We start from the raw sequence: 22505 nt of genomic DNA, 5'->3' as shown, positions 1-22505 counted from the left end.
TATCATGCTTAGAAAATAGTATCGATCAACGCAGTTGCCCATAATACCAGCGTTCGCCTGAAAACCACTCATCCGGATCGTCACCTCCATAGTAATCAAGTGTAATACCTAACTCTTGCACACCATCAGGGAGAGTTAGCCCCCATTCCTTGGCAAGGCTACGTTCTTTGAGTAGTACTGATGAGCCATTTTCAGAGCTGGCTTCAGTGATGAAGCCTTGAAAGTATTCCTCAGAACGAAATAAACATACTTCACTGGTAAACATATCCGGAAGGCAAATTACGGCAGTAATTCGAAGTGTATTGCCGCAATCTGCTGTGGCATGTATCAAGTTAGAACAAGCATTAATCAACGCCTGTGCACACTCTGCTTTTGTTTTTTGTTTGCTGTATTTTCCTTGAATAAGATTAATTTCCACTGGGATTTTAAAATTCCAGTATCGTTCGTTTATTGGAAAAATTGCACGATCTGGGTTACGAAAGTTTTCGGCCCAACGGTTAAGTGATCTTATACGTCGGGGAATGTTACGTACTTTTGTACGGTTATCCCTGCATAAACGTCTACTCATATTTTCAACTTCTTGGTTGTTTAATTAGATATGGTTCTAGAAGAATAATTGATATTTATACAATTTATATTCAAGCTAATAGCTTAACTATAATCAAACTATTTGCTCCCCACAAGAACGTCCGTTTCTCACTCAAACCGGCCCCCTGGCAGCACCAAAAACCAAAAAGCCCGCTTAAGTTTCCTTAAGCGGGCTTCTCTAAATCTGGCTCCTCTGACTGGGATCGCCTTTGCCAGTAACTGGCTAATAAACAAGCTAAATGGTAACAGCTTTTCTGTCAAGACCACCAAAGTGACCACCTCTTCTAAATGTATACATTTTGAAGAGGCAATGACCACTGGGGAGGATAAGACGTTGACCCGTGATTTCGTATTTATTTGTTATGTAATGATTTTATTGTTATTCATCATTTCTATACTCTCCGTTGTAGTCATCTTTTTTGGTGTTATCTGTGGTTAGTTATCACAGCACTAACCTATTTTCGAGCTTTTTGATTGACCAATACCATTTCTTTTAATTATGAATAATGATGCGTCAACCGATGGCGAACGGGCCAAATCCACTCTTCTACAACTGCCCATTGTCACGGTGTGGAATAATTAAAAATTTTAGATTTTTGAGATTATTCTCATTACCATCTTGATTTTATTTGGTTTTGCATCAAAATTCATAGTTCACAAGCTTTTCTCACTCCAAAAACAACTGTAAAGGGATTATTGTGAACACGATATACATACCATTAGACAGCGGAGAGTCTGCGGTTCTTAAGGATCCAGATACCTTACTTCCCCGAAATATTTACGAACAGCTTACTCGATTTATTGAAAAGGCTGTTAATGAAGTACCGAAGCCTCACGAAGCGCTTAATGAAACCCGTAGCCATAAGGCTATATCGATTGACGGCGCAAGGGGGACAGGAAAAACGTCGGTGCTAGTGAATTTGAACGACTATCTGCAGAGTAATGCTCAGCAACTGGCGGGGAAAATTCATATCCTTGATCCTATCGATCCGACTCTACTTGAAGATGGTGAGTCGCTGTTCTTGCATATTATTGTTGCTGCCGTGCTTCATGATAAAGAGATCAAAACTGCCCAAAGCAGAGACCTCGATAAGTCCAGAGTGTTTACCCAGAAGCTTGAGAACTTGGCACACGGACTGGAGTCCGTTGATTTGCAACAGAATCAACGTGGAATGGATAAAATTCGCTCCTTATATGGCAGCAAGCATCTGGCAAATTGCGTTGAAGAGTTTTTAAAATCTGCGTTGGAGTTGATCGGAAAGAAATTATTGATACTACCGATTGATGATGTGGACACTTCACTAAACCGGGCATTTGAAAATCTGGAAATATTGCGTCGTTATCTTACCTCTCCGTATGTTTTGCCGGTAGTGAGCGGCGATCGCCGTTTATATGATGAGGTCTGCTGGCGAGATTTTCATGGAAGGTTGAATAAGGATTCAGCATATAATCGCAAGAACACATATGATATTGCTAGAGATTTGGCAATTGAGTATCAGCGTAAAATTCTGCCGCTACCGCGCAGACTGAGTATGCCCGATGTAAGTGATTACTGGCAGCAAGATGGTATCGAAGTTACGCTAGATAAAAATGGCATTCCTCTGCGTAATTTTATGGCATGGTTGAAAATATTTATTACTGGCCCCGTGAATGGCCTTGAGGGTAGTGATTTACCTCTACCGATACCTTCAATACGTGCTTTAACCCAGTTCATCAACCATTGCAGGGATTTAATTCGTGAGCTTCCTGAACCATTCAGAAAGAAAGTCAGTACGCTGGCCTTACGTCGTATGTGGCAAATGCCTGATGTTCCTCTTGATGTTCTTGAAAGTTTTGCTGAAAAACATCGGGAATTGAGTAAAGAAGCTAAGCGTGAATATGGGGAGGCTTACAAGCTATTTTATGATGGACTAAAGAATTTTACTGCTTGGGATAGTAAGGCTTATCTAGAAGATGATAAACAATCTGCATGGCTCGATAGGTTGTGTGAGTATTTTCGTTTTGAACCTAAGGCTGGGGCTGTGTTTTTAACGCTTCAGGCAAAACAGTTCTGGGTCTCATGGGCGCAGGGTGACAATCGTAATCAATCGATTCTTGCGACTCCGCTTTTTCAACCCTTATTGCATAATTTTCGTGAATACGATGTCTTTGAAAGGTATGATGATCTTTCTGATTGGGAATCTCAGTTAAGAACAAGGTTACCGGAGAGTTGGTTGACTGCCATTAAAGGGCAAAAAACGCTTTTACCCTATCCTGTAGCAGAAGCGGGAATTAATACCAGTTTAAAGTGGAGGTATTGGGAAGAATTAGAGAACTATGGGTTTGATCCTGCTTTGGAAAGCAAGGCAAATTTCCTTTTGTCCACGTTGATGCAGAGGAATTTTTATACAAACTCTAAACAGTCAGTCGTGATAAATATTGGTAGAGTTTTTGAAATAATTATTGCTAGTCTTGTTTCGGATTTAGAGTTGGCCGACTTGCAGAGAATTAGACAACGTTCTCCATTTTACTCTGCTAGCGCGCTTGCACCTACCAAAACGTTAGATTTGGAAGAGGATTTTACGAAAAAGAATACAAGATTTATGAATAACAGAAGTGAAACTGACAGAGACATTTCTGATGATATTCTTGTTGATGTGCCGGATAAAAATGAGGACGCATGGAAAAAAATTTGTGATGAAATAAACCATTGGAGAAAGACACACAATGTGGCTAGTACAAACTTATCACCTTGGCTGGTTTATAAGGTCTTTAATAAAACATATAGTCAGGTTGCTAATAATGTGTTTGTTCCCAGTGGAATGCAAAATGTTGATGCGGCTCTAAATGTTTTTGGTAGGGTTTTTTATGCAGTTTGGTCAGCATTTGGTAGTTTTGAAAAAGGCGAATTGTTCGGACTATCCGATGTGGTTGCTACAACTAATATTATTTCGGCAAAAAATTTTTATAATCATGATAACTTCCGAGTGAATGTTGGACCGTTTACGCCTGAGCAAAACCAAAATTCTGACAGCGATCGTGAGGCATATCAGCATCGCAAAATGTATGGTGAAAAAACCAGAGCGGTAAGTTATGTATTAGCAACTCATCCGCTGAAAAAATGGATCGACGAGGTATTACGCACTGAGTTTAAACAAAAACAGAATGCTCAGATTCAGACCGAGAGAAAAATGCCGATTCAGGCTGAGAAAATTATAGATATCAGCCCGGCAAGAGAGTTTATCACAAGAAAACTTTCATTAAATTCACACTCCCGGTTGGTTAAAACACGTATAATAAAACAGCTTAAGATGTTATATCCAAACTACGATAAGGCTAAGGACTTCATTGATGAAGTTACAAACCACTTCCCTCAGAATGATCCCGCAATTAATACGCTTCAGAAAGCATTTGCAGAACTTTACCCCGATGGTGACAAATAATGTTAACTCGGTCTCTAAGTGAACATGCTGCAGGGTGTTTTTTCACTGATGAGCGTCTGTCACAACGCTTTCTAGATATCCTTTTATCGCCACCCAAGGATTTTGAAACGTGGTCATCATTGCAGGAGGAATCTTTCAAGCTGCTCGTTAAGAGCATCGATAGCCGATATCCACGCACTTACCGGTTAACCGACGTACGCCAGCTTGTGGGGAACATATGTGACAACGGGTTACTGACGAGTCCGACACTACCTTGGCTCGATGTCATTGCGGATCAGTTACTGTTGCGGAATGGCGACTTACTCTATTACCGCGAAAATAAGGTTCAAGACTACGTGCGAATAGCTGCGGAACTCGACCCTGCCCTTCTAGTGGGATGGCGTCTTGGCGACTGGCTTTTGCAAAGCCCACCGCCGCGATTGACGGACATAACCCGTGTGGTGATGGCGCAGAATCCGTTTTTTGCTCCACCTGCTAATGCAGGTAAACCTTTTGCCGAGGGGCACGTACATCTCGGGGGAGTGACGGCTGGAGATACTATTTTGGATGGCTATCTTTTTGAAGAGATTGAACTACCCAAAAGCAAAGATATGTTGTTGTGGGCGCACAAAGAGCATGATGAGTTAACACCGTTGATAAATCGAGCAAAGTCTTTGCTTACAGTTCTACTTTCTGCCCCCCCTCAAACGGTTTCTGAGCAAACTCAAAATGGTTTTGATCAGCGTAAAACTGTATCTGAGAAGTACAAGGCATTACAGAACCCAATGGATAGCATCCATCGTCTCCCAGACTGGTTATTGCTTGCTAAAAAGAATCGCGGAACTGAAAGCGTCAGCCCCGGCTGGTTTTTAAACCAACTGGCGCATGCCTCCGAAAAAAAACATCCCTCGCGCTGGCTGTGGCTGCAGCTATACCTTTGCCACTCTTATCAGCTTAAAGACACTCATCCACTGGAGCGCACGGCAATACTCTGTTTTTGGCTTACGGTAAATGCGCTACGGCGTCACATTATTATGGACGGACAGGGGCTTGCGTGTTTTACCGAGCGTTATTTTAATGGTGCTTTACGTGCGGGTAAGAAAGCTGACAGTAGCAATATGCGCTACCTGTTTGCCGGTAAAGACGATGTGGCCGAAGTGAAAGCATCCCCAAAGGCTTTCGATCATGAGATGGTCACTGGATTTTCCTCGACATTGCTGAAAACCCTCGGCATTCCAGCTGTTTTTCCACCGTATATTTTTGGTGAGCATGAGATTAAGCCAGATGAACGCGTGCTGCGCTATATTGGAGCACTGGAGCGCTGGCAGTTTTGTGGGCACTTTTCTCGCTCTAAAACTGCAAGTCGCGGCAAGCGAGCAAAGGCTGATTTGCAGGCTAACTGGACAGAAGCGGAGCGATTGTTACAGAAACTGTACAGTCATAATGGCTGGAATCATCCCGTCTTCTTAGGGGGTAAACGTAACCCACATTTTCATTTTCAGCCGTCGAACTGGTTTCGGGGGCTTGATGTTGCAGGGGATGAAAACGTACTAAAAATTGCAGGCTTTGCCCCGATGCTGCGCTGGCTACGAAGTGGATTATATCCCGTACCAGAAGGGCTTCGCGCCAGTATGAGTTTTCATTTCAGTATTCATGCCGGGGAGGATTACGCACATCCGGCGTCAGGATTGCGTCATATTGATGAAACGGTTCGCTTCTGCGAAATGCGGGAGGGAGACCGGCTAGGACATGCTCTGGCTCTCGGAATTGAACCTGCGCTCTGGGCGAAACGGCATGGTGAAATGATACTACCTCTGGATGAACATTTAGATAATCTTGTCTGGCAGTGGCACTATGCTACGCTTTTATCGGCTTCATTGCCTCTCGCTCAGGCGGTATTACCGCTGCTTGAGCGTAGAATTGCACGCTTTATTGCACGGTGCGAATGGTGCAAAAAGAGACCTCCGCAAATAGATAACAGTGTGGTGGGGAAACAGGCCTGTAGTGATGATAAACCTCTGGAAAATATTACACCTGATACGCTCTACCGGGCCTGGCTACTGCGGCGTAATTGTTCATATCGACTCCAGCAACTCCACGGCGGTTCCCCTTTGACCTCGCAAGAGAAATGTGCGCTGCCGGATTGGGCCACGCTCAGCGATAAAGGCAATGTGGCGGCGCAGCTTTATCAGCAAAGACACTCGAGTCTCCTTGACGATATGCCGCCGCAACTGGTAGTTGTGCGTGTAGCGGACGAATGGGGAACTCAGGAGCTTATTGGCTTGGGAAATCCTGGTAAACTGCGTCAGCAGGCTCTTGACGGTAAAGATATCCTCCAAGACATTGATACGCCGGTAGAGCTGCAATTTATGCATGCTTTACAGGACTATTTGCTAGATCACTATGATCGTAAAGGGTTAATTATAGAAACCAACCCAACATCAAACGTATATATCGCGCGATTCAAAAAGCACGTAGAGCATCCTATTTTTCGTTGGAATCCTCCGGATGAAGAACTGTTGAAACCAGGCGCTGAATTTAATCGTTATGGATTGCGCCGTGGGCCAGTCAGGGTTCTGGTCAATACTGACGATCCAGGGATTATGCCTACGACATTACGGACGGAATTTTTACTACTGCGAGAGGCTGCGATTGAGCGTGGTGTCAGCCGAACGATGGCAGAATATTGGCTGGAAAGGCTGCGCCTGTACGGGCTGGAACAGTTTCAGCGTAATCATTTAAATGTATTTGAAGTTATTGAATAGAGGATTTTATCGTGAGTGGTACATTCCCTTACTTGCAATATACGGATGTCAATGGGCTACAACCTAAGCTCAAAGAAGAGTTGAAAAATTTACGGAGAAAAGAGTATTTGTCCTACTGGCCTCGTTTTCTGATACGTAGAATTTCGCTTTATGCTCTTCCATTCCTCATGTTCTTCACTTTTTTCTTTTGTCTGAGTCTGACGAAGAAAGTTGGGGCAGAGGAAGTGACTAATATTCTTGGAACCGTGAGTATATCCTTCAGTAGTTGCCTGCTGCTGGGGATTATTATTTCTGGTGTCGTGTTACTCTTGCAGTGGACGTGCTTCAACTGTAAATACAGTCCGCAGGATACGAATGGAGTTGTTGGGGCTCGTAAGTTAAATTATAAATTACTTGCTCATGTTGTATTTGTTATTGCATGCGTGCTTTTATTTGTTTTTATTTATTGCACCAATAATAAAGTGTTTTATGGTTTTATCGTGTTTCTTGGTTTGACATTATTACCATTGGTAATTGACCGTACCTTGGGGGTGACTCGTCAAAATGAACGTCACAAACTCTATATCAGAAGGTTAGAGCGCCTCGATGAATTGAATATTCTCCGGGAGAAAATGAATATTAAATTCGAAGAATCCCATTTCATCGAGTATATGAAGCTTGTTGATGAAGCTGATCACGGAAAAAACCAGGATACAGTAAGCGATACATCCTATTTTATGACGTTGATAGAAAATAAGCTAAAAGTGTAATCGGTTTTAATATGATGCTGTATAAAAAACTACGCAATTGCGTGGTTTTTTGTCGGACTATGAGGGCAAGGTTGCCCTAAAACAGAGGTTAAACGTTGGGATGTGATTTATTGCACATCATGCCGTGCCCATCCAGTAGAATCCGGTTCGAAATGTGTATAGGATTGTGTATATGTTTCTGTTCGGTCTCGGATTCTTATACACATGTCCCTTAACGATATGCAGATTCGTCGCGCTAAGCCTGAAGATAAACGCTACACATATGGGGATGGACAAGGCTTGTCATTGGTCATTGAGCCTAGTGGAAGCAAGAGCTGGCGGTTCTGCTAACGCTAGGCCGGTAAATCCAAAATTATCTCGCTTGGCGTCTACCCAACGATCACATTAGCGACACTCGTTCTCGTCGTGAAGAAGCGCGAGAACTCGTGGCAAGAGAAAAAAAACTAGTTTATGTTGATAAAAACACTATTTTTGGCATATATAACTATTCTTTTTACATTGAACAAAGAAAGAAAATGCTATCTTTTTATTCAGAATATATTTTAAGGATGAGTTGATATGTATATATCAGAATTGGTTCTGGTAAATTATAGGAATTTCAAGCGTAGCAGATTTGTTTTTGATAAAGACATCAATACTATTATCGGTGAGAATGGTACTGGGAAAAGTAATTTGTTCCGGGCTATAAGATTGTTGCTTGATGATGAAATGTTATATAGGGCCTATAAATTAGGGGTCAATGATTTTAGTCATGACTTAGACGATTGGAGGGGGCATTGGATAATAATTAATATAAAGTTTAAAAACATATCTCATGATGAATCGGTTCAATCTATTTTTCTTCATGAAGGGGGAGCGGTAGATGCTGAATCTGAAAAGGATGTTACTGAGGCTTCATATAATCTTATATTCAGACCAGGAATATCGAAAAGATTGGAGTTGGCAAGGTTACCTGTAGGCGATAAGGATACATTAGCTCAAGTCAGAAATAATATTTCAATTGATGATTATGAGGTTGTATTTACCGGAAGAAGTTTTGCAGATTTTTACAATCAAGATTCGTATTTAAAAATTGTTGGCGATTTTGATAGGGTTGTATTCCCAAGTAAATTTGATAGCAGAGATATTGGTTGGACTATAAGCAAGCAGATGTCTTTATCGAAAGATATTTCTTTCACTTTTATAAAGGCATTGAGAGATGTAATACAGGATTTTAATGGTAATAAAAGAAACCCGCTTTTAGAGTTGTTAGAGATAAAAAGTGAAACTTTAAATGATGAGGATTATGAAAAAATAATCGAGAATGTTATATCTTTAAATGGGGAAATTGAAAGTCTCCCTGATGTTATTGATGTTTCTAAAGGAATCCATTCCACCATTAGAGAGACTGTTGGTGAGGCATTTTCACCTACTAAATTATCGATAAAATCACAACTTCCAGATGAGCCTGAAGAGCTACTTAAATCATTAACATTAACTATTAGTGAAGGTTCTGAAAATTTTGATGGAACCATCAGTGATATGAGTCTTGGTGGGGCTAATCTTTTATATTTGACCCTTAAGATTTTAAAGTACAAGTATCTTATAAATAAAGGAAAGGTAGCTAATTTTATTTTAATTGAGGAGCCTGAGGCTCATTTACACACGCATATACAGAAGGCTTTATTTACTAAGTTGAATTTCAAGAATACACAGATATTATATTCTACGCATTCAACGCAAATATCTGAAGCTTCTAAGGTCAGTAAGGTTAATATTATTTCAAAAACAGAGGGTAAAGATTTTGTCGACGTGTGCCAGCCATCAGCAGGGCTATCTGGCGAAGAAATAAATAAGCTTGAAAGATATTTGGATGCTAAAAGAAGTAACCTTTTGTTTGCAAAGAAAGTTATTTTAGTTGAGGGCGATGCTGAGGAGATAATGATTCCTGCATTATTTTCGAAATTCTTCGGTTTAACCTTAGATGAGTTGGGTGTTACTATTGTAAATGTTGGAAGTACCGGTTTTAAAAATGTCGCTAATATCTTTCATGATAAAAGACTAAGGAGGCGATGCGCGATTATAACTGACCTTGATAGTTCTATTTATAGTGATATAAAGAAAAAAGATTCTAAAGTGCTAAAAACAAAAAAAAGAAAGGCATTGGGATCGGAGAAAATAGGAAAGGAAAGAAAGATATTACTAGATCATTTTTGTGACAAAAACGCTTATGTAAAGCCATTTTATGCAGATTATACTTTTGAAGTAGAGTTTATGAGTGAGTTTGGTAACGAAGAATATGTTATTAATGTTCTTGGTGATATTTATACTCATGAAAGTAAAATAGAATCTATTGAAAAAGACCTCAAATCTCGGGATGTTGAGGTGTATGGAGATAGAGTTTTGAGCGTAGCTAAATATGCTGGGAAAGGATGGTTAGCATTGGCTCTTGCTGAGAAAATTGATCATAACGTTAAAATACCAGAATATATATTAGATGCTTTAGCCTTTTCAATTGGTAAGTTTAATAAGTCAATTCTAGTTACTGTGCTGATTTACCGTAGGCAGTTTTATATTGAGCCGTCTAAATCAGCAGAGTTGGAATGTATTGACAGAATAATTGATGTACTAACGCAGAGTAAAGCGAGCGTAAAAAGGCAATTTATAAAAGATCTCTACTTAGAAAAATTTGACGAAGATGATGCACTTTTAAGGATGATCTGAAATGGATAGACTTTTCCTTAGAGAGTTCCTAAACGAAAAGCAGATTGACGCTGTTCTGTTTGAGAAAAATGCTGTGGTGATGGCATGTCCAGGGGGCGGTAAGACAAAAACATTGGTTTACAAAATTGCTCATGAATTGTCTTCAAAAAAAGATGATCGCTTTGTTGTTGCAATTACATATACCAATAATGCTGCTGATGAAATAAAGAAAAGAATTGTTGAGATGGGTATTTCATTAGAAAAGTTATGGATTGGTACAATTCATTCTTTTTGTTTGAGATGGATACTAAAACCTTACTCAGGATTTTGCGAAGATATAAGGTTTGGGTATAGGATTATTGATCCACATGATGCTGATGGTTTAAAGAAAATGTTTTGCGATAAATACTCGTGTAGTATTTTCAAAACTGATTTTGGTTGGAATGAAAGAGGGTTGAAAGTTAAAGGAGTAAATAATAGGAGGGCAGTGGAGGATTATTACAGCCACCTCAAATCTAACGATTTAATAGATTTCGATCAAGTCATATATTTTTCTTATTTGCTTTTGGTTCAATATAAATCAATTGCTTTAAATCTTTCGAGAATATTCAATCTTATCCTTGTAGATGAATACCAAGACACTCAAATATTACAATATGAATTGCTTTTTACCCTAGTGAAGTCAAGGGGTAATACCTGTCGTTTATTTTTTGTAGGAGATCCAAATCAGGCTATATTTAATTCTATGGGAGGGGTTGCATTAAGTTTTGAAGATTTTTGTGCAAGATCTGGGGTTGATTTCGAATTGTTGTATTTAAATGACAACTATCGTTCGAGTCAATCTATTGTAAATTATTTTTCATTATTCAGAACAATTGCTGGAGAGCCATTTAAAGCAGTTGGTGAATTCAGTAGTTATGATTCAAAAGTGACTTATAATAAAAGTTGTAGTATCGCTGTGTTAGATAATTATGTGAAGGATTTAGTCCATTCTGCCATAAGTGATGGGATATCACAGTCCAATATTTGTATTATTGCTCCATGGTGGTTCCATTTATCTGAGATAACTCGGCGCTTAATGGTATTAATGCCTGACATTGCTTTCAACGGTCCTGGTGTCACACCTATCTCATTAAACACAGAAAGTCTTTGGTATAAATTTGCAAGAATCGCTTTAATCCCCTCTTCGCCGAAAAACTATTTGACAAGAATTTATTATGCAAGTGAATTTCTGACGCAGTTGAATGAAGCTGGTATGATTTTGAAAAACGATTCAATCGAGGTAAAAAATTTTCTAAGATATTGTAACTCATTGGATGTGCAAGAAAAAGATGGACTAAACTATCTAAAAGCTTTTTTCAAGGAGAGCTCAGAGTATTTTGACTTTGATATTTTGCAAAATGAAGAGTTTAGTGAATCATATAATGCCTTTTTTTCGTCTGCACAAAAAAGAAAGGAAAAGCTGGAAGTTGAAGGTTTGGGAGTTCTGACAAAAACTGAGCACTACAAGAAAATGTTTGATAAAAAATCAGGTGTGACAGTTACTACGGTGCATTCAGCCAAGGGATTGGAGTTTGATTGTGTCATTGCTTTTGGGTTGCTACAGGGTATTGTCCCACGATTTGATGAGGATGAGTTGCAGTCTAAGAGGCTATTGTACGTATTGTGTTCAAGAGCTAAGAAAAAATTACACTTAATATCAGAAGTCGAACGGCGGCATAAAAGCGGTCCTTATCTTGCAAATGAAGTGCTCTCTAGAACTAAATTTGATTATACCCGTGAATGAGGTTCTTGAGGTCGATAATCCATCTCGTTTAAACGCGTGCTTCCTGTAGTTCTGGTGTCATGTGGGCTATAAGTACCACTCCAGCCGAGGCTTTTAAATAGCTGACGCAGAGAGTGCGATGTCATTGAACCTAGCGGATTATCCCTGACCGGGAAAAGGTGCTGCCGAAGTCCGGTTAACCTTTATAGCGTACTGAGCATTTTGACAGCCTGGGAGGGCAGGGAAATAACATGTTCTCTTTGAGCTTTCATTCGTGATGCAGGTAATTAGCGATAGGATAATGAGAAAAAAATATTTGGGAAATTGGTTCGGGGCATATAATGCCCCTTCCGAATCACTTCAAGTGATTAATCATTTCGATTGTTTCTGATATATTTCTAAAGTTGTCTTCCGAAAAAATAATTGTTCCATTCGAATTAATCTCTATAGTTTCTTCATTTGGAATAATGCCTATTAATAATTTGGCTTTTTCAATTTTAAAATCTTTTTTATTAAAAAATATTTTTATTTCGTCTAAAGCATCGAATGATGATTCTATTTCGAGATCGCCGAATGTGTGTTTGCTAAATGTTAATCCTTTGATTTTTGCCTTAATTACTTTTACATCAGAAAAATGCTCTCGCATGGTACTAATGAATTCTTCAACTACAATATTTAGATTAGAAACACTAAATTCAGAAGATACCGTATTTCTCATGTTTGCAATAAACCCCTTTATTGTTCGAGGAGCGGACTCAATAGATAATAGATAGTTATTACCCCTTTCTCTTTTCAACCAGAAATTAAATTGAATAAATTTAAAATATTCAAGTAATGTCTCGTTCCCAAATGGGTCAGTAATTGTCTCTTTCATTTCTATACGTTCGATATATCTAGCTGACAATATATCGTGTTCGTAATGGTTGATTCTGAACCCCCACCCACTATCGTCTTTGAAGGGAGTATGTATGATAGAGTCATAAACTTCATCATATGACTTTTGGAAATATGCATTAAACCATTTAGTCTTCATTACACCCTCCTATTACTCAGCTTTAACTTTAATGGAGTTCCTTTCAACTATCTCATCTGAAATTTCACGAGCTGCCCCTTCGATGAGCGTTAATAATATTACTTCCTTTTCTTTTTCGACATTCTGTCTATGTGTATAGTCATCAATAGATTTATATTTGTATTGGCCTCTAACAAGATATGAAAAAAGTTTGCAATTGTCAGTGTCTGAAAACTGAGCTTCAAATTCAAATTTGTTGGAATCGACGAATCCATTTACAACAGACACCCAAATGATCTTTGTTATATAAAATCCTTGCGAAAGAAGATCATTTAATTCTTTGGACTCTAAAACACCTCGACCTTTCAACGACGCCTTTGATATATGGCAACCCAAATCTACAGAGATATCTTCAATTTCATCATCATTATCTTCATCAGTAGTTTCTTTTTTCTTATCCTCTAAAACAGGGTGGGTGACATATACATCTGTCACATCAATACAATTATAATTTGGTATGCTCTCAATCAGTTTTTTAAAAAAATAGGTTCGTTCTGAATGATCTTTGACGCTCTCCAACGTTATCTCATCAATAGATACAGTGCTATCGACGTTTTCGGATTTAATTTTGTTCACAAGTTTATCGGTGAACTCTCTGGATTTACTGTTTTGTGGGAATCTTGCTATAAATTCACCATCCTCATTTTTTTCTATAAGGACAATAGCCTCTCTTGTAGAGGATTGTCTGAATTCATTCATCTTATAGTCGAGTTTTATATATTTTATTTTTACTTCGATTCCTGCGTCAGTATAAATAAAATCCGTTTGATCACCTTCCTTTTGTAAATCTTCACAAACTAATTTCACAGCTGCTTCAATATCATTTTTTTCAACATTTGCGTTAATGATGTTGATTGAACATTTCTCTCTTCGGCCAATAGAACCAAAAATTTCTGAAAGTTTCTTATAATCATCAAAACCATGAAAGTAGCGCGAAAAATCTAAAGCTAGCGATTTCCTTTTAGTGTCTTTAGATATAATGGTTCCTCGCTTAAAAAAAAGAGACTTCATGTCATCATTTGTTACCTTTGTTTGATTTAATGCATCAAACAAAGCTTTATCAGTAACACTATATAGTCCGATTTTCATCTATTATCGCTCCCAACCAATTTCAACTGAGCTAAAATTTGGCTTAGTGAAATCAACAAGTTCAAATTCAATGGATTCAATTATAGAGCGTTTGTGTTCATCAAAACCCCATTCACGTGAATAGGTTTCTATAGCTCTCATATAGATTCCTCTTACGTCTTTGTAAATATTTGGATGGATTAATCTGATTCTTATTTTTTCATTTCCATCAAGTAGCTGATATTTTGACAATGTGTCGAATATATAGATGAACTCATACTCGTTTTTACCTTCACCGTTGTAATAGATTACGTATCCATGATCGTAGGATTTCTCAACTTCCTCAGTTTTCTCATTAAGACGTTTGACCTCGCCATGTTTAATGATAAAAAAGGGACCAGTTAATGACTCAATCGTTGCAGGTAAACTTTCAGGGAGGCCGCTAACTTTATGAAGGGTTAGATCCGGATAGTAAAACTGATAGTTAGAACCTAATGGAAAAGTCCCTTGATGGCTGAGCTTAGTTAAATCAGTAATAACAGATTGAAGGTAATTGATTACGCGAGGTTCAATGATGTGTATTTTTTGGCCTTGCTTCAATGGCAAGTTATCGAGATTTATACCTCTTTTACCTTTTGCTTCCGTTGTATCTTTAACTGAATGGAAAACATCATAAAATGACTGGTCAAAGTTACCATCATGGTTATAAGCGAATAGAAGTCCTCTTACTTCTGATGAGCCTGTGATATAAGAATATCTTTCTTTCCATTCTTTGCTCCCTTCAGCGCAGTCAATTGCATTAGCAAGTGATGTTAAGGCGTTTCTCATTGAAGTGGCTGTGATTGAACCTTTTGCATAACTTTTTAGGTCTGTATTGAAAAAAACAGTTCGATTGAGGTACGGATCGTGATACTTATAGACAACATCATTAGGATGAGTATCACTCTTAGTAGAATGCTCGTCTTTTTTCAAGCATTTAAAATTTTCATTGGAAGTACCGACTTGCTCCCATTTGAACCATTTAAATAACTCTGATGATATTTTATCAGCCATTAATGAGATATTTTGCGTCTCGCCAGCCATGTGTAATTACCTCAAAATATTAAATTAATGTGGTCAATTTACAGGTAATTTTGCTTATCAGATATAGTTCAAAATTACCAACTTTATCTTTATCATATTCATAGAGTTGATGCATCAATTTGCAAGAAGTTCTCCTGTTTTTTGTCTTCCCGCTTTTGGGGCCCAGCGGATATGTATTTTTAAAAGGACAAACAACGGGGACAGGAGGTGACACTGCAATATCCTGTTTATTCAATAGCTTTGGTCGTAACGCTTTAGCGTCATAACTGAAGCATAGCGCATCAGAGTGAGCACCGAACAGGTACGGCACTGAAGCGGAAATGGGGTGCTCAATTTATCCCCGCACTCATTTCACCGCTGCGGAGCATATGGGGCTACGTCCGGCTGCCAAGGGCGGTTTTTTCTTCTGTGCGTTTTCCGTTCCCTTATCGGCTTCCGGTTAATCGTTTCCCGGCACAACCCGTCCCGCTTCAACTGTGTTCAGAAAAGCGAGTGGAAATTGCGCATGCGGTTTCATTTCGTCAGGAATAAGCTTGGTGATTAGATATACTCTATTGTTTTTATTACATAATACCTAACTAAGAACTCGATGGTTTGCCCACGAATTCATCTCTCGTTGCGTAACGTTACCCCCACATACGATGAGTCCAATGACCGCATCTTTTGGGAGGTCGGGGATTACAGCGACAGCTGCGGGAATAAGTGTCCCGGCTGCTGGCTCAACCCACTGCCTGGCTTGCTCGCCAAATGAAAGCATGCCCTTTATGGCGTCGCTATCCGACACGGTGATGACCTTTTCAATGTAGCGCTGCGCGTGTTCAAGCATAAGGCGGTCAATCACAGGGACGCCAAGGGTTGAAATGGCAGAAGTGATATCCACGTTGACGGGGTTTCCTGCCCTCAATGCCTGGTACATCGAACTGGCTCCTTCCGTTTCCACTCCCCATATCCGGATGTCTGGATTACGGGATTTGAGTACCGTCGCAATGCCTGCCAGCATTGCACCGCCACCCACCGCAACAAATACATCGGTCAGTGAAGGGCAATCTTCCATCAGTTCGAGTGCAAGGGTTCCGTATCCTTCCGCGACCAGCGTATCGCTACAGTCATCAATTATGTGGTATCCCTGCTCTGCAAGCGTCCTTGCCCGTTCAAACGCGGAGCTGACATCTTTTTCAAGAATAACAGTGCTGCCAGAATGGCGTATTTTTTCAATGGATGAGGCCGGGGCGTTTTCTGGCATAATCACGGTCACGTTTATATCAAGCGCTTTGGCCGCTTCCGCCACTGCGATACCAAAGTTACCGCCACTGACGGTAGCGAAACGGTAATCTTTCAGATTACCGGTAAAAGCGGAAAGCAGGTTCAGCACTCCCCTGGCTTTAAAAGAGCCGCCAGTCTGCAAATTCTCAAGTTTGAGAAAAACGTCTCTTCCCACCATATCCGACAATCCCGGAGACAAAACCGTGGGGGTACGAATGACGGATTTTTTAATCCTTTCGGCAGCGGCGATAATCGAAGACAGAGTAATGTAAGTGCTCATCAGTATGTCTCTTATTGAAAGCGAACGGGTAGAAGGATCATAAGAAAATGAGGAGGAAAATGTCCCCCTGCATGTCATACAAGATAGAAAACTTTTTCTATATACACCCCAAATGCTTAACCGATTCGGATTACGATTTTCCCGAATGGTCCTCTATCCAGATGTGTGAAGGCTGCCTGCGCGTCATAGAAATCGTATATTTTATTAATCACCGGTTTTATCCGATAACGGTCAACAGCCAGACATAAATCCTCAAGAGCCCGTCGGTGACCCACGGTAATCCCCTGAATAACCGCTCTTTTCAGCATCAGGGAGACGGCAGGAACAACCATGTCACTGCCTTTGAGGAAACCAATCTGAGCAATCCTGCCTCCCGGCGCAAGGGCATCTGCAGACTGGCGCAAATTATCCCCGCCGATGAGCTCCAGAATATGGTCAAATCCATGCCCCCCGGACAACCCAGCGGCCCGCAATGACCATTACGGCGCTGTGGCCTGTGTCAAGAAATCTCTCACCCCGGATCCGGGTGGTGGTAGATAAACTCTATGCTGCGTTCAATACGGATATAGCCCGGAACAGCTAGTGATTGATGCCGGAACGAGACAATTTAAGAACAAACCACCCCAGGTTAGCAGGATCGTCTCGTCCGGCAGGAAAGAATGCTAACACCTACATGAAGTTCCTGTCAGTGCCAGTCACCGACTCAACACCACCAAATCGACTTTTCACCACTACGGAGTAAGGGGCGCTACGCCCGGCTATGCAGGGGCAAGTTTTTCTCCTGTGCGCTTTTCATTCCTGTATCGGCTTCCGGTTAATCGTTTCCCAGCACAACCCGTCCCACAAGGGTAAATAGAACGCATGCTGCGCCCTTGCAGGCCGGAACGATGCCGGGAAAGCGAACCGTCAGGCGATACGAAGACGAAAATCACACACTGACGGAGAAAAAACCATGACCATTTCCCTGTATACCACCCGGACAAGCGCCCCTAACACCGCAGCGGCGACCAGCGTATCCCCGCTGGAGCAGTCAGGCTCCTCAAAAACGAAATTTTCTAAAACCAGAAAGGATATTTATCAGACCGTTACCGACAACATCATTGCAGCGCTTGAAGCCGGTGTTAAACCCTGGTCCTGCCCGTGGCAGCGTGTATCAGGCATGTCTGGTCTGCCATCCAATTACGCTACCGGCGTAACCTACAGTGGCATGAATATCATGTTACTGTGGTGCAGTGCGTCAAAACAGGGGTTCAGCGATTCACGCTGGATGACCTACAAACAGGCTCAGGAAGCAGGTGGACAGGTTCGCGAGGGTCAACATGGCACAACAGCCATTTTCTACACCACCCTAGAGAAGGAAAACGCCGCCGGAGACATTGAGCATATCCCGATGTTGAAAACTTTCACCGTGTTTAACGTTCAGCAAATTGAAGGTTTGCCTCTGATATCTGACACAGTCAGCCCGGAAGCGACATTTGACCCGTTGCCACAGGCTGAAAATCTGCTCCATAAGAGCGGCGCAAACATCATAGAGAAAGGACAAAACGCCTTTTTTAGCCCATCAACTGATGAAGTCTGGCTACCGGAACGCCATCTGTTTTCGGATGCGGCTAACTTCTACGCTACCGGCCTGCATGAGCTGGTTCACTGGAGTGGTGGCAAAAAACGCCTGAACCGTGAAATGAAAGGGAAGTTTGGCAGTGCGAATTATGCAGAGGAAGAACTGGTGGCGGAGCTGGGAAGTGCTTTTCTGATGGCGGATTTGGGGATTGTCGGGGAGGTTCAGCATGAAAGCTACATTGCTTCCTGGCTGAAAGCACTGAAAAACGACAAGCGCTATATTTTCAAAGCAGCCAGCACGGCCTCAAAAGCGCATCGTTATCTAATGGATAAGGTCTGAACTGAGCAAAAGGACGCCGCAAAGGAATGCGGCATTCACCTTATACCGGGGCAGGCAGAGTGACAGGGATTTCAATTTTCCTGCGAATGTTGCGGGCATATGATGTCCGCAACATTCGCAGGCTGCGGGTGAGGGCAAAGAGCACGCAAATCCCGCTTAGCGTCTTTTTGATGTACTGCCCGGTATGATACCGAATATACCTGCTGTGATGAAGGCTCGCTGGACAAAGTTTTTTTAAGGCAAACCACCGTATCTGCTGCGGAATGATAGTCTTTTCGGAGCACGGATTATCAACGCAGGAACCCGAGATGCTTAAACTGACAGAGCCAAAAAAGGAGAAACACAAACCGCCCCTGGTTAACAGGAATACCCCGTTCGCAAGGGCAAGAGTCTGTTTCGTATCAACCAGACAGGCAAAAGCGTGTGTTATAGTGGCTATAACTTGCTGTGGTAGCAAATATGAGGATGTAAAGGAGACATTGGTGCCGGGATACTTAAAAAAAATAGCTGCCTGGTTGCTTAGAGTAGAACTCGAAGAAATCCGTATCGATGAGCATGAATCGGGCAGAATAAAGGGATATGAAGAAGGACACACCAGAGGTTTAAGGGAAGGCAGGGAAGCGGGTCTTGAAGAAGGGAAAAATCTCTTTGTAATTCAAGACGTGAGAACATCGGATGTGTTTCCCGACATTGATAATTCTGTCTATGGCCCAGAGCGATTCCCTGTATCAGCTACTTTGGCCAGACAAATGGAAGACGCTGTTGCCACTGCGGTCTCAGCGGGCATTGTCAGCGCCCCCACTGCTTCTCAGTGGAAGATGATTTTATCTGATCACCCTTCGACGTGTGTGGTGGCTGGCGCGGGATCGGGAAAGTCAACCACGCTGGTGCTGCGGGTTGTCTTTATGCACTGTTATCTCAACATTCCCCTTAATGAAATTACCGTAATTTCTTTTACCCGTGATTCATGCAAAGAGTTAAGAGCGAAAATATACCATGTTCTTAAATTCTGGCGTGACGATTTAACTAAAGAGCGTGTTTTTGGCCTGGTCAGAACATTCCATTCAGCATTGTCCGCATTTAGTCGCGATTTACTGGCAGGGAAAACCTGGTTTGATACATTGAAAGATAACGATGAGGTTCTTCTGTCTGAAGATGGTGACATCGATAACCCGTTTTCATCGGGAAAGATGTCAGTAAAACAAAAAATGTTACTGAATGAAGCTTATGTTTCTTTGTTTAATGATAACCAACGCTTCCGAAAGGAAATTATAGAACTGATGAAGCTGGCGGCACTTTCTGCACCAGTCCAGGACGATAGTGATCTCAAAAAAGCAGCATTACGGAATGCTGGAAAAAGGGATCTCGAACTGGCGATGAGGTTGAATGAGGTCTGGGCGGAGAAAGGGTTATGGCCCATAGCGGGGGTGGCGCGAGAACCGGTAAAATGTTTTACTACGGAAGGTCATGTTTTTTATGCTAATGGCCTCATTGAGTCCACCGGGCAACCTGTTTTTTTAAGCAGTACGATGGATAACGAATATTTTTTTGATAAGAGCGAGTCTTTTTGCTACCGGGGATATAACGGAAAAGAAGAACAATTCCCCATCCTCTCCTGCTTGTCCCTGAGGAATAAGATTATGGCCTGGCGATGTGATAAGCCATTTATCTTCATTGACAGCAGTTCAAAGTTAAGACTGATGAGATTTTTAGCCAGACAGGAAAATGAAGATTCAGTTACTGAGGTTCCTTTTTTCGATGTCAAACTGGCAGGGGAATTGACTGAAACCGATATTGTCGAGTTGATGTATCAGCAGGCTTCTTTCATAGAAAGTATGGGGATGGAGGTGGGCTTTGCGATAAAGAATATCAGGAATTTCAAAAGTAAGGGGCTGGAATACCACTTCTGCTGTGCAATCATTATGTTCTGGAATTACTTCGAGAATATGATAATTGAGAAAGGGTACGTTACATTCAATCGGGCATTTCTTATTTTTTCTGATTCTGATTTTCTCAGAAATCACCGGGATAAATTACGCCATAAGTATATACCGTTACGACATCTGCTGATTGATGAATTTCAGGATATTTCACCACAGATAGCCATGTGGATAAAAGCTGTACAGCAAGAACTGGCCCAGCAGGAGCGGGAGCCAAGCATTATGGCCATCGGTGATGACTGGCAGTCCATTTACGCCTGGCGGGGGAGTTCGCCGGAAATATTTATGAAATTTTCACATTTTTTCCCTACTCATGAAAGCCTGGGCAAGAACAAGAATATTCACATGATGGAAAACTTTCGGTCAGACGGGCAGATCATTCATGATGCTGAATTGTTAATGAAGAATGTTCATTCTAAAATTGATAAAAAGGCAATACCTTGTCGTAAGCCGGACGGTGATGAGTCCGGGGTTGAGTTTATCGATTATGATCCAGCTGATGAGGGCTGGGTAAAAGATGCGGTTAATTTAATCAGAAAACAGATAGCACTGGTATCGGAACAACAGAAATCGGATAAGAACAAAGTTATCGTTTTGAGCCGGACAAACATCACCCTGAAGAAAATCAAAGCGGCAGGTCGGTTTGGTCGAAACGTCGCGTTTCATACGATACACACTGCGAAAGGGTTACAGGGTGAAGTTGCAGTGATTTTTGAAGATAGTCGATCCCTTCAGGGAAATACGTTCCGAAACCGCATTTATGAAATCGTTGAGTACTTTTCCTCTACTTATGATGATGCGATGGAAGATGAAGCCCTTCGTTTAGCGTATGTGGCGGTTACTCGTGGTGTTAAACGGGTTTACTGGTATGCGCCTAAAAACAGTACAGGTGCATACAATATCCTGAAAACGGCCTGCTTGCGTGAACGCAAAAATAGTGTGACGGTGCCATCAGAAATCATGTTATGAATGCTCAGACAATGCCTTGGCTTAAGAAGTGATACTTGTTTCTGGTTCCAAAAGACCGGTTGTATCGGGATGGCGAATGATACGGATGGGTTCTCCATATTCCTGCTGCTTATGCACTTCCCGAAGCTTCGCAACGTACAAAGCGACAGTAAAAACGCTGTGTCCTGCGATTAAAGTGCTCTGGGTGGAAGGGGTGACTTATTTTACGTCGAGCTTTCATTTAGATGTTGCTGGTGGGGGGGCTTCCAGTTCGTCAATAGTGCGAAAAAGAAACATTCCCCTGTTTTTCGCATCAAATGGAACGGGAACACTGTTCCTTATTACCGTCCTGATGCTGTCAAAAAGTCTGCTAAGGGACACGCGGGTCTTATCGTCCGGCATGACGTACATGGTGTAGTGCCAGCATCCGTTGTCGCTGGCCGCCAGATGACTGTTAATTATGTTGATATAGCGGGCTCGGGTTTTCAGCGAGCGCTCGGTTTCCACCGCGATGATGGCACCGCTGCTTAAGGTAATAATGCCGTCCGGTCGGTGCCGTACACCGGCATACCGCGCCATAAACGCCCCCCGGTCGCCGTTAAGCCAGCCTGTACCGCCTTTTTCCTCCAGGGCTAGTCTGACCCTCTGGTTTAACAGACGATGCTCCAGCGTCCAGTGCCTGAGTTTTCCCGGCTCAAAATAAGCGGGAAAAACAGGATCCTCGGCGTTAACCACCCTTGCCAGCCCCGGCATGGTTATTCCCCACAATGCCTTTTTCCCGGTCAGTACCGGATATTCATGTTTACTCAGAAATCCCAGAGCCACCGCTTTATTCAGCAGGTTATACATCGCATGGTTATGTCTTCCTTTATAGCCGACAACTTTTTTTAAGGTCGAAAAGTCAGAGAAAGTTTCTTCCTTAAGAAAATTCAGCAGTGCTTCCATTCTCAGGTTTGCGGCTTCATTTCTTTCAGCAACGTTATGAATAAGCACGGGCAGCC

The 22505-nt window shown here is 41.6% G+C and carries 15 protein-coding genes and 2 pseudogenes; 8 read left to right on the top strand and 9 right to left on the bottom strand.

The features are described 5' to 3' along the window. Window positions 1-25 precede the first annotated feature (25 nt). Both ENGE1_RS26855 and ENGE1_RS29195 read right to left on the bottom strand, forming a co-directional pair. The gene (locus ENGE1_RS26855; protein ID WP_071883369.1) at window positions 26-568 is read right to left on the bottom strand and encodes a DUF3916 domain-containing protein; all 543 of its coding nucleotides are present in this window, start codon (window positions 566-568) and stop codon (window positions 26-28) included. Window positions 569-696: 128 nt separating this feature from the next. Next, window positions 697-906 (bottom strand): hypothetical protein, encoded by a 210-nt coding sequence (locus tag ENGE1_RS29195; RefSeq protein ID WP_081214704.1) that lies wholly within the window; start codon window positions 904-906, stop codon window positions 697-699. Window positions 907-1286: 380 nt separating this feature from the next. Here ENGE1_RS29195 and rdrA point away from each other — a divergent pair, with 380 nt between their 5' ends. The 6 genes and pseudogenes from rdrA to ENGE1_RS26845 all read left to right on the top strand — a co-directional run bounded on the left by rdrA (window position 1287) and on the right by ENGE1_RS26845 (window position 11971). Next, a complete protein-coding gene (gene rdrA, locus ENGE1_RS07015) occupies window positions 1287-4010 on the top strand; it encodes an antiviral RADAR system adenosine triphosphatase RdrA (RefSeq protein WP_155731552.1) in 2724 nt (907 codons plus the stop codon). After that, a complete protein-coding gene (rdrB, locus tag ENGE1_RS07010; RefSeq protein WP_064360593.1) occupies window positions 4010-6754 on the top strand; it encodes an antiviral RADAR system adenosine deaminase RdrB in 2745 nt (914 codons plus the stop codon). Before rdrA ends, rdrB begins: the two co-directional genes overlap by 1 nt. Window positions 6755-6765: 11 nt before the next feature. Beyond that, complete coding sequence (gene rdrD / locus ENGE1_RS07005; protein ID WP_064360592.1) at window positions 6766-7503, top strand: antiviral RADAR system accessory protein RdrD; 738 nt, start codon at window positions 6766-6768, stop codon at window positions 7501-7503. A gap of 204 nt (window positions 7504-7707) precedes the next feature. After that, a pseudogene (locus ENGE1_RS29050) lies at window positions 7708-7943 on the top strand (Arm DNA-binding domain-containing protein); the annotation flags it as partial. 118 nt (window positions 7944-8061) lie between these two features. Further along, complete coding sequence (locus ENGE1_RS07000) at window positions 8062-10206, top strand: ATP-dependent nuclease (protein ID WP_064360591.1); 2145 nt, start codon at window positions 8062-8064, stop codon at window positions 10204-10206. Window position 10207: 1 nt separating this feature from the next. Further along, window positions 10208-11971: a UvrD-helicase domain-containing protein gene (locus ENGE1_RS26845; protein ID WP_073971309.1), complete on the top strand. Its 1764-nt coding sequence runs from the start codon at window positions 10208-10210 to the stop codon at window positions 11969-11971. An 8-nt stretch (window positions 11972-11979) separates the two neighbouring features. Here ENGE1_RS26845 and ENGE1_RS29190 read toward each other — a convergent pair. The 6 genes and pseudogenes from ENGE1_RS29190 to ENGE1_RS06970 form a co-directional block, all read right to left on the bottom strand. Continuing rightward, window positions 11980-12237: pseudogene (locus ENGE1_RS29190) on the bottom strand (tyrosine-type recombinase/integrase); the annotation flags it as partial. 68 nt (window positions 12238-12305) lie between these two features. Next, window positions 12306-12983, bottom strand: a complete 678-nt coding sequence (locus ENGE1_RS06990) for a hypothetical protein (protein ID WP_064360589.1) — start codon at window positions 12981-12983, stop codon at window positions 12306-12308. A gap of 12 nt (window positions 12984-12995) precedes the next feature. Then, window positions 12996-14111 (bottom strand): hypothetical protein, encoded by a 1116-nt coding sequence (locus ENGE1_RS06985; RefSeq protein ID WP_064360588.1) that lies wholly within the window; start codon window positions 14109-14111, stop codon window positions 12996-12998. 3 nt (window positions 14112-14114) lie between these two features. After that, the gene (locus tag ENGE1_RS06980; RefSeq protein WP_064360587.1) at window positions 14115-15173 is read right to left on the bottom strand and encodes a hypothetical protein; all 1059 of its coding nucleotides are present in this window, start codon (window positions 15171-15173) and stop codon (window positions 14115-14117) included. Window positions 15174-15747: 574 nt separating this feature from the next. Continuing rightward, window positions 15748-16716, bottom strand: coding sequence for a threonine ammonia-lyase (locus ENGE1_RS06975; RefSeq protein WP_064360586.1), 969 nt, complete (start codon window positions 16714-16716; stop codon window positions 15748-15750). Window positions 16717-16832: 116 nt separating this feature from the next. After that, window positions 16833-17174 carry a zinc-binding dehydrogenase gene (locus ENGE1_RS06970; RefSeq protein ID WP_064360585.1) on the bottom strand — a complete coding sequence of 114 codons (342 nt, stop codon included), beginning with the start codon at window positions 17172-17174 and terminating at the stop codon, window positions 16833-16835. A 494-nt stretch (window positions 17175-17668) separates the two neighbouring features. Here ENGE1_RS06970 and ENGE1_RS06965 point away from each other — a divergent pair, with 494 nt between their 5' ends. Next, complete coding sequence (locus ENGE1_RS06965; RefSeq protein ID WP_064360584.1) at window positions 17669-18616, top strand: ArdC family protein; 948 nt, start codon at window positions 17669-17671, stop codon at window positions 18614-18616. A gap of 308 nt (window positions 18617-18924) precedes the next feature. Beyond that, the gene (locus tag ENGE1_RS06960; RefSeq protein ID WP_064360583.1) at window positions 18925-21525 is read left to right on the top strand and encodes a UvrD-helicase domain-containing protein; all 2601 of its coding nucleotides are present in this window, start codon (window positions 18925-18927) and stop codon (window positions 21523-21525) included. A gap of 216 nt (window positions 21526-21741) precedes the next feature. On the opposite strand, the gene mobC is transcribed toward ENGE1_RS06960, so the two are convergent. Continuing rightward, on the bottom strand, window positions 21742-22497 hold the full coding sequence (mobC, locus tag ENGE1_RS06955; protein ID WP_064360595.1) for a MobC family replication-relaxation protein: 756 nt from the start codon (window positions 22495-22497) through the stop codon (window positions 21742-21744). Between the last annotated feature and the right edge of the window lie 8 nt (window positions 22498-22505).

This window comes from Pluralibacter gergoviae ATCC 33028 = NBRC 105706 (assembly GCF_001598855.1).
Classification (GTDB): Bacteria; Pseudomonadota; Gammaproteobacteria; order Enterobacterales; family Enterobacteriaceae; genus Pluralibacter; species Pluralibacter gergoviae.
Note: the sequence above shows the minus strand (reverse complement) of the source record. Positions and strands in the feature narration are given on the sequence as shown.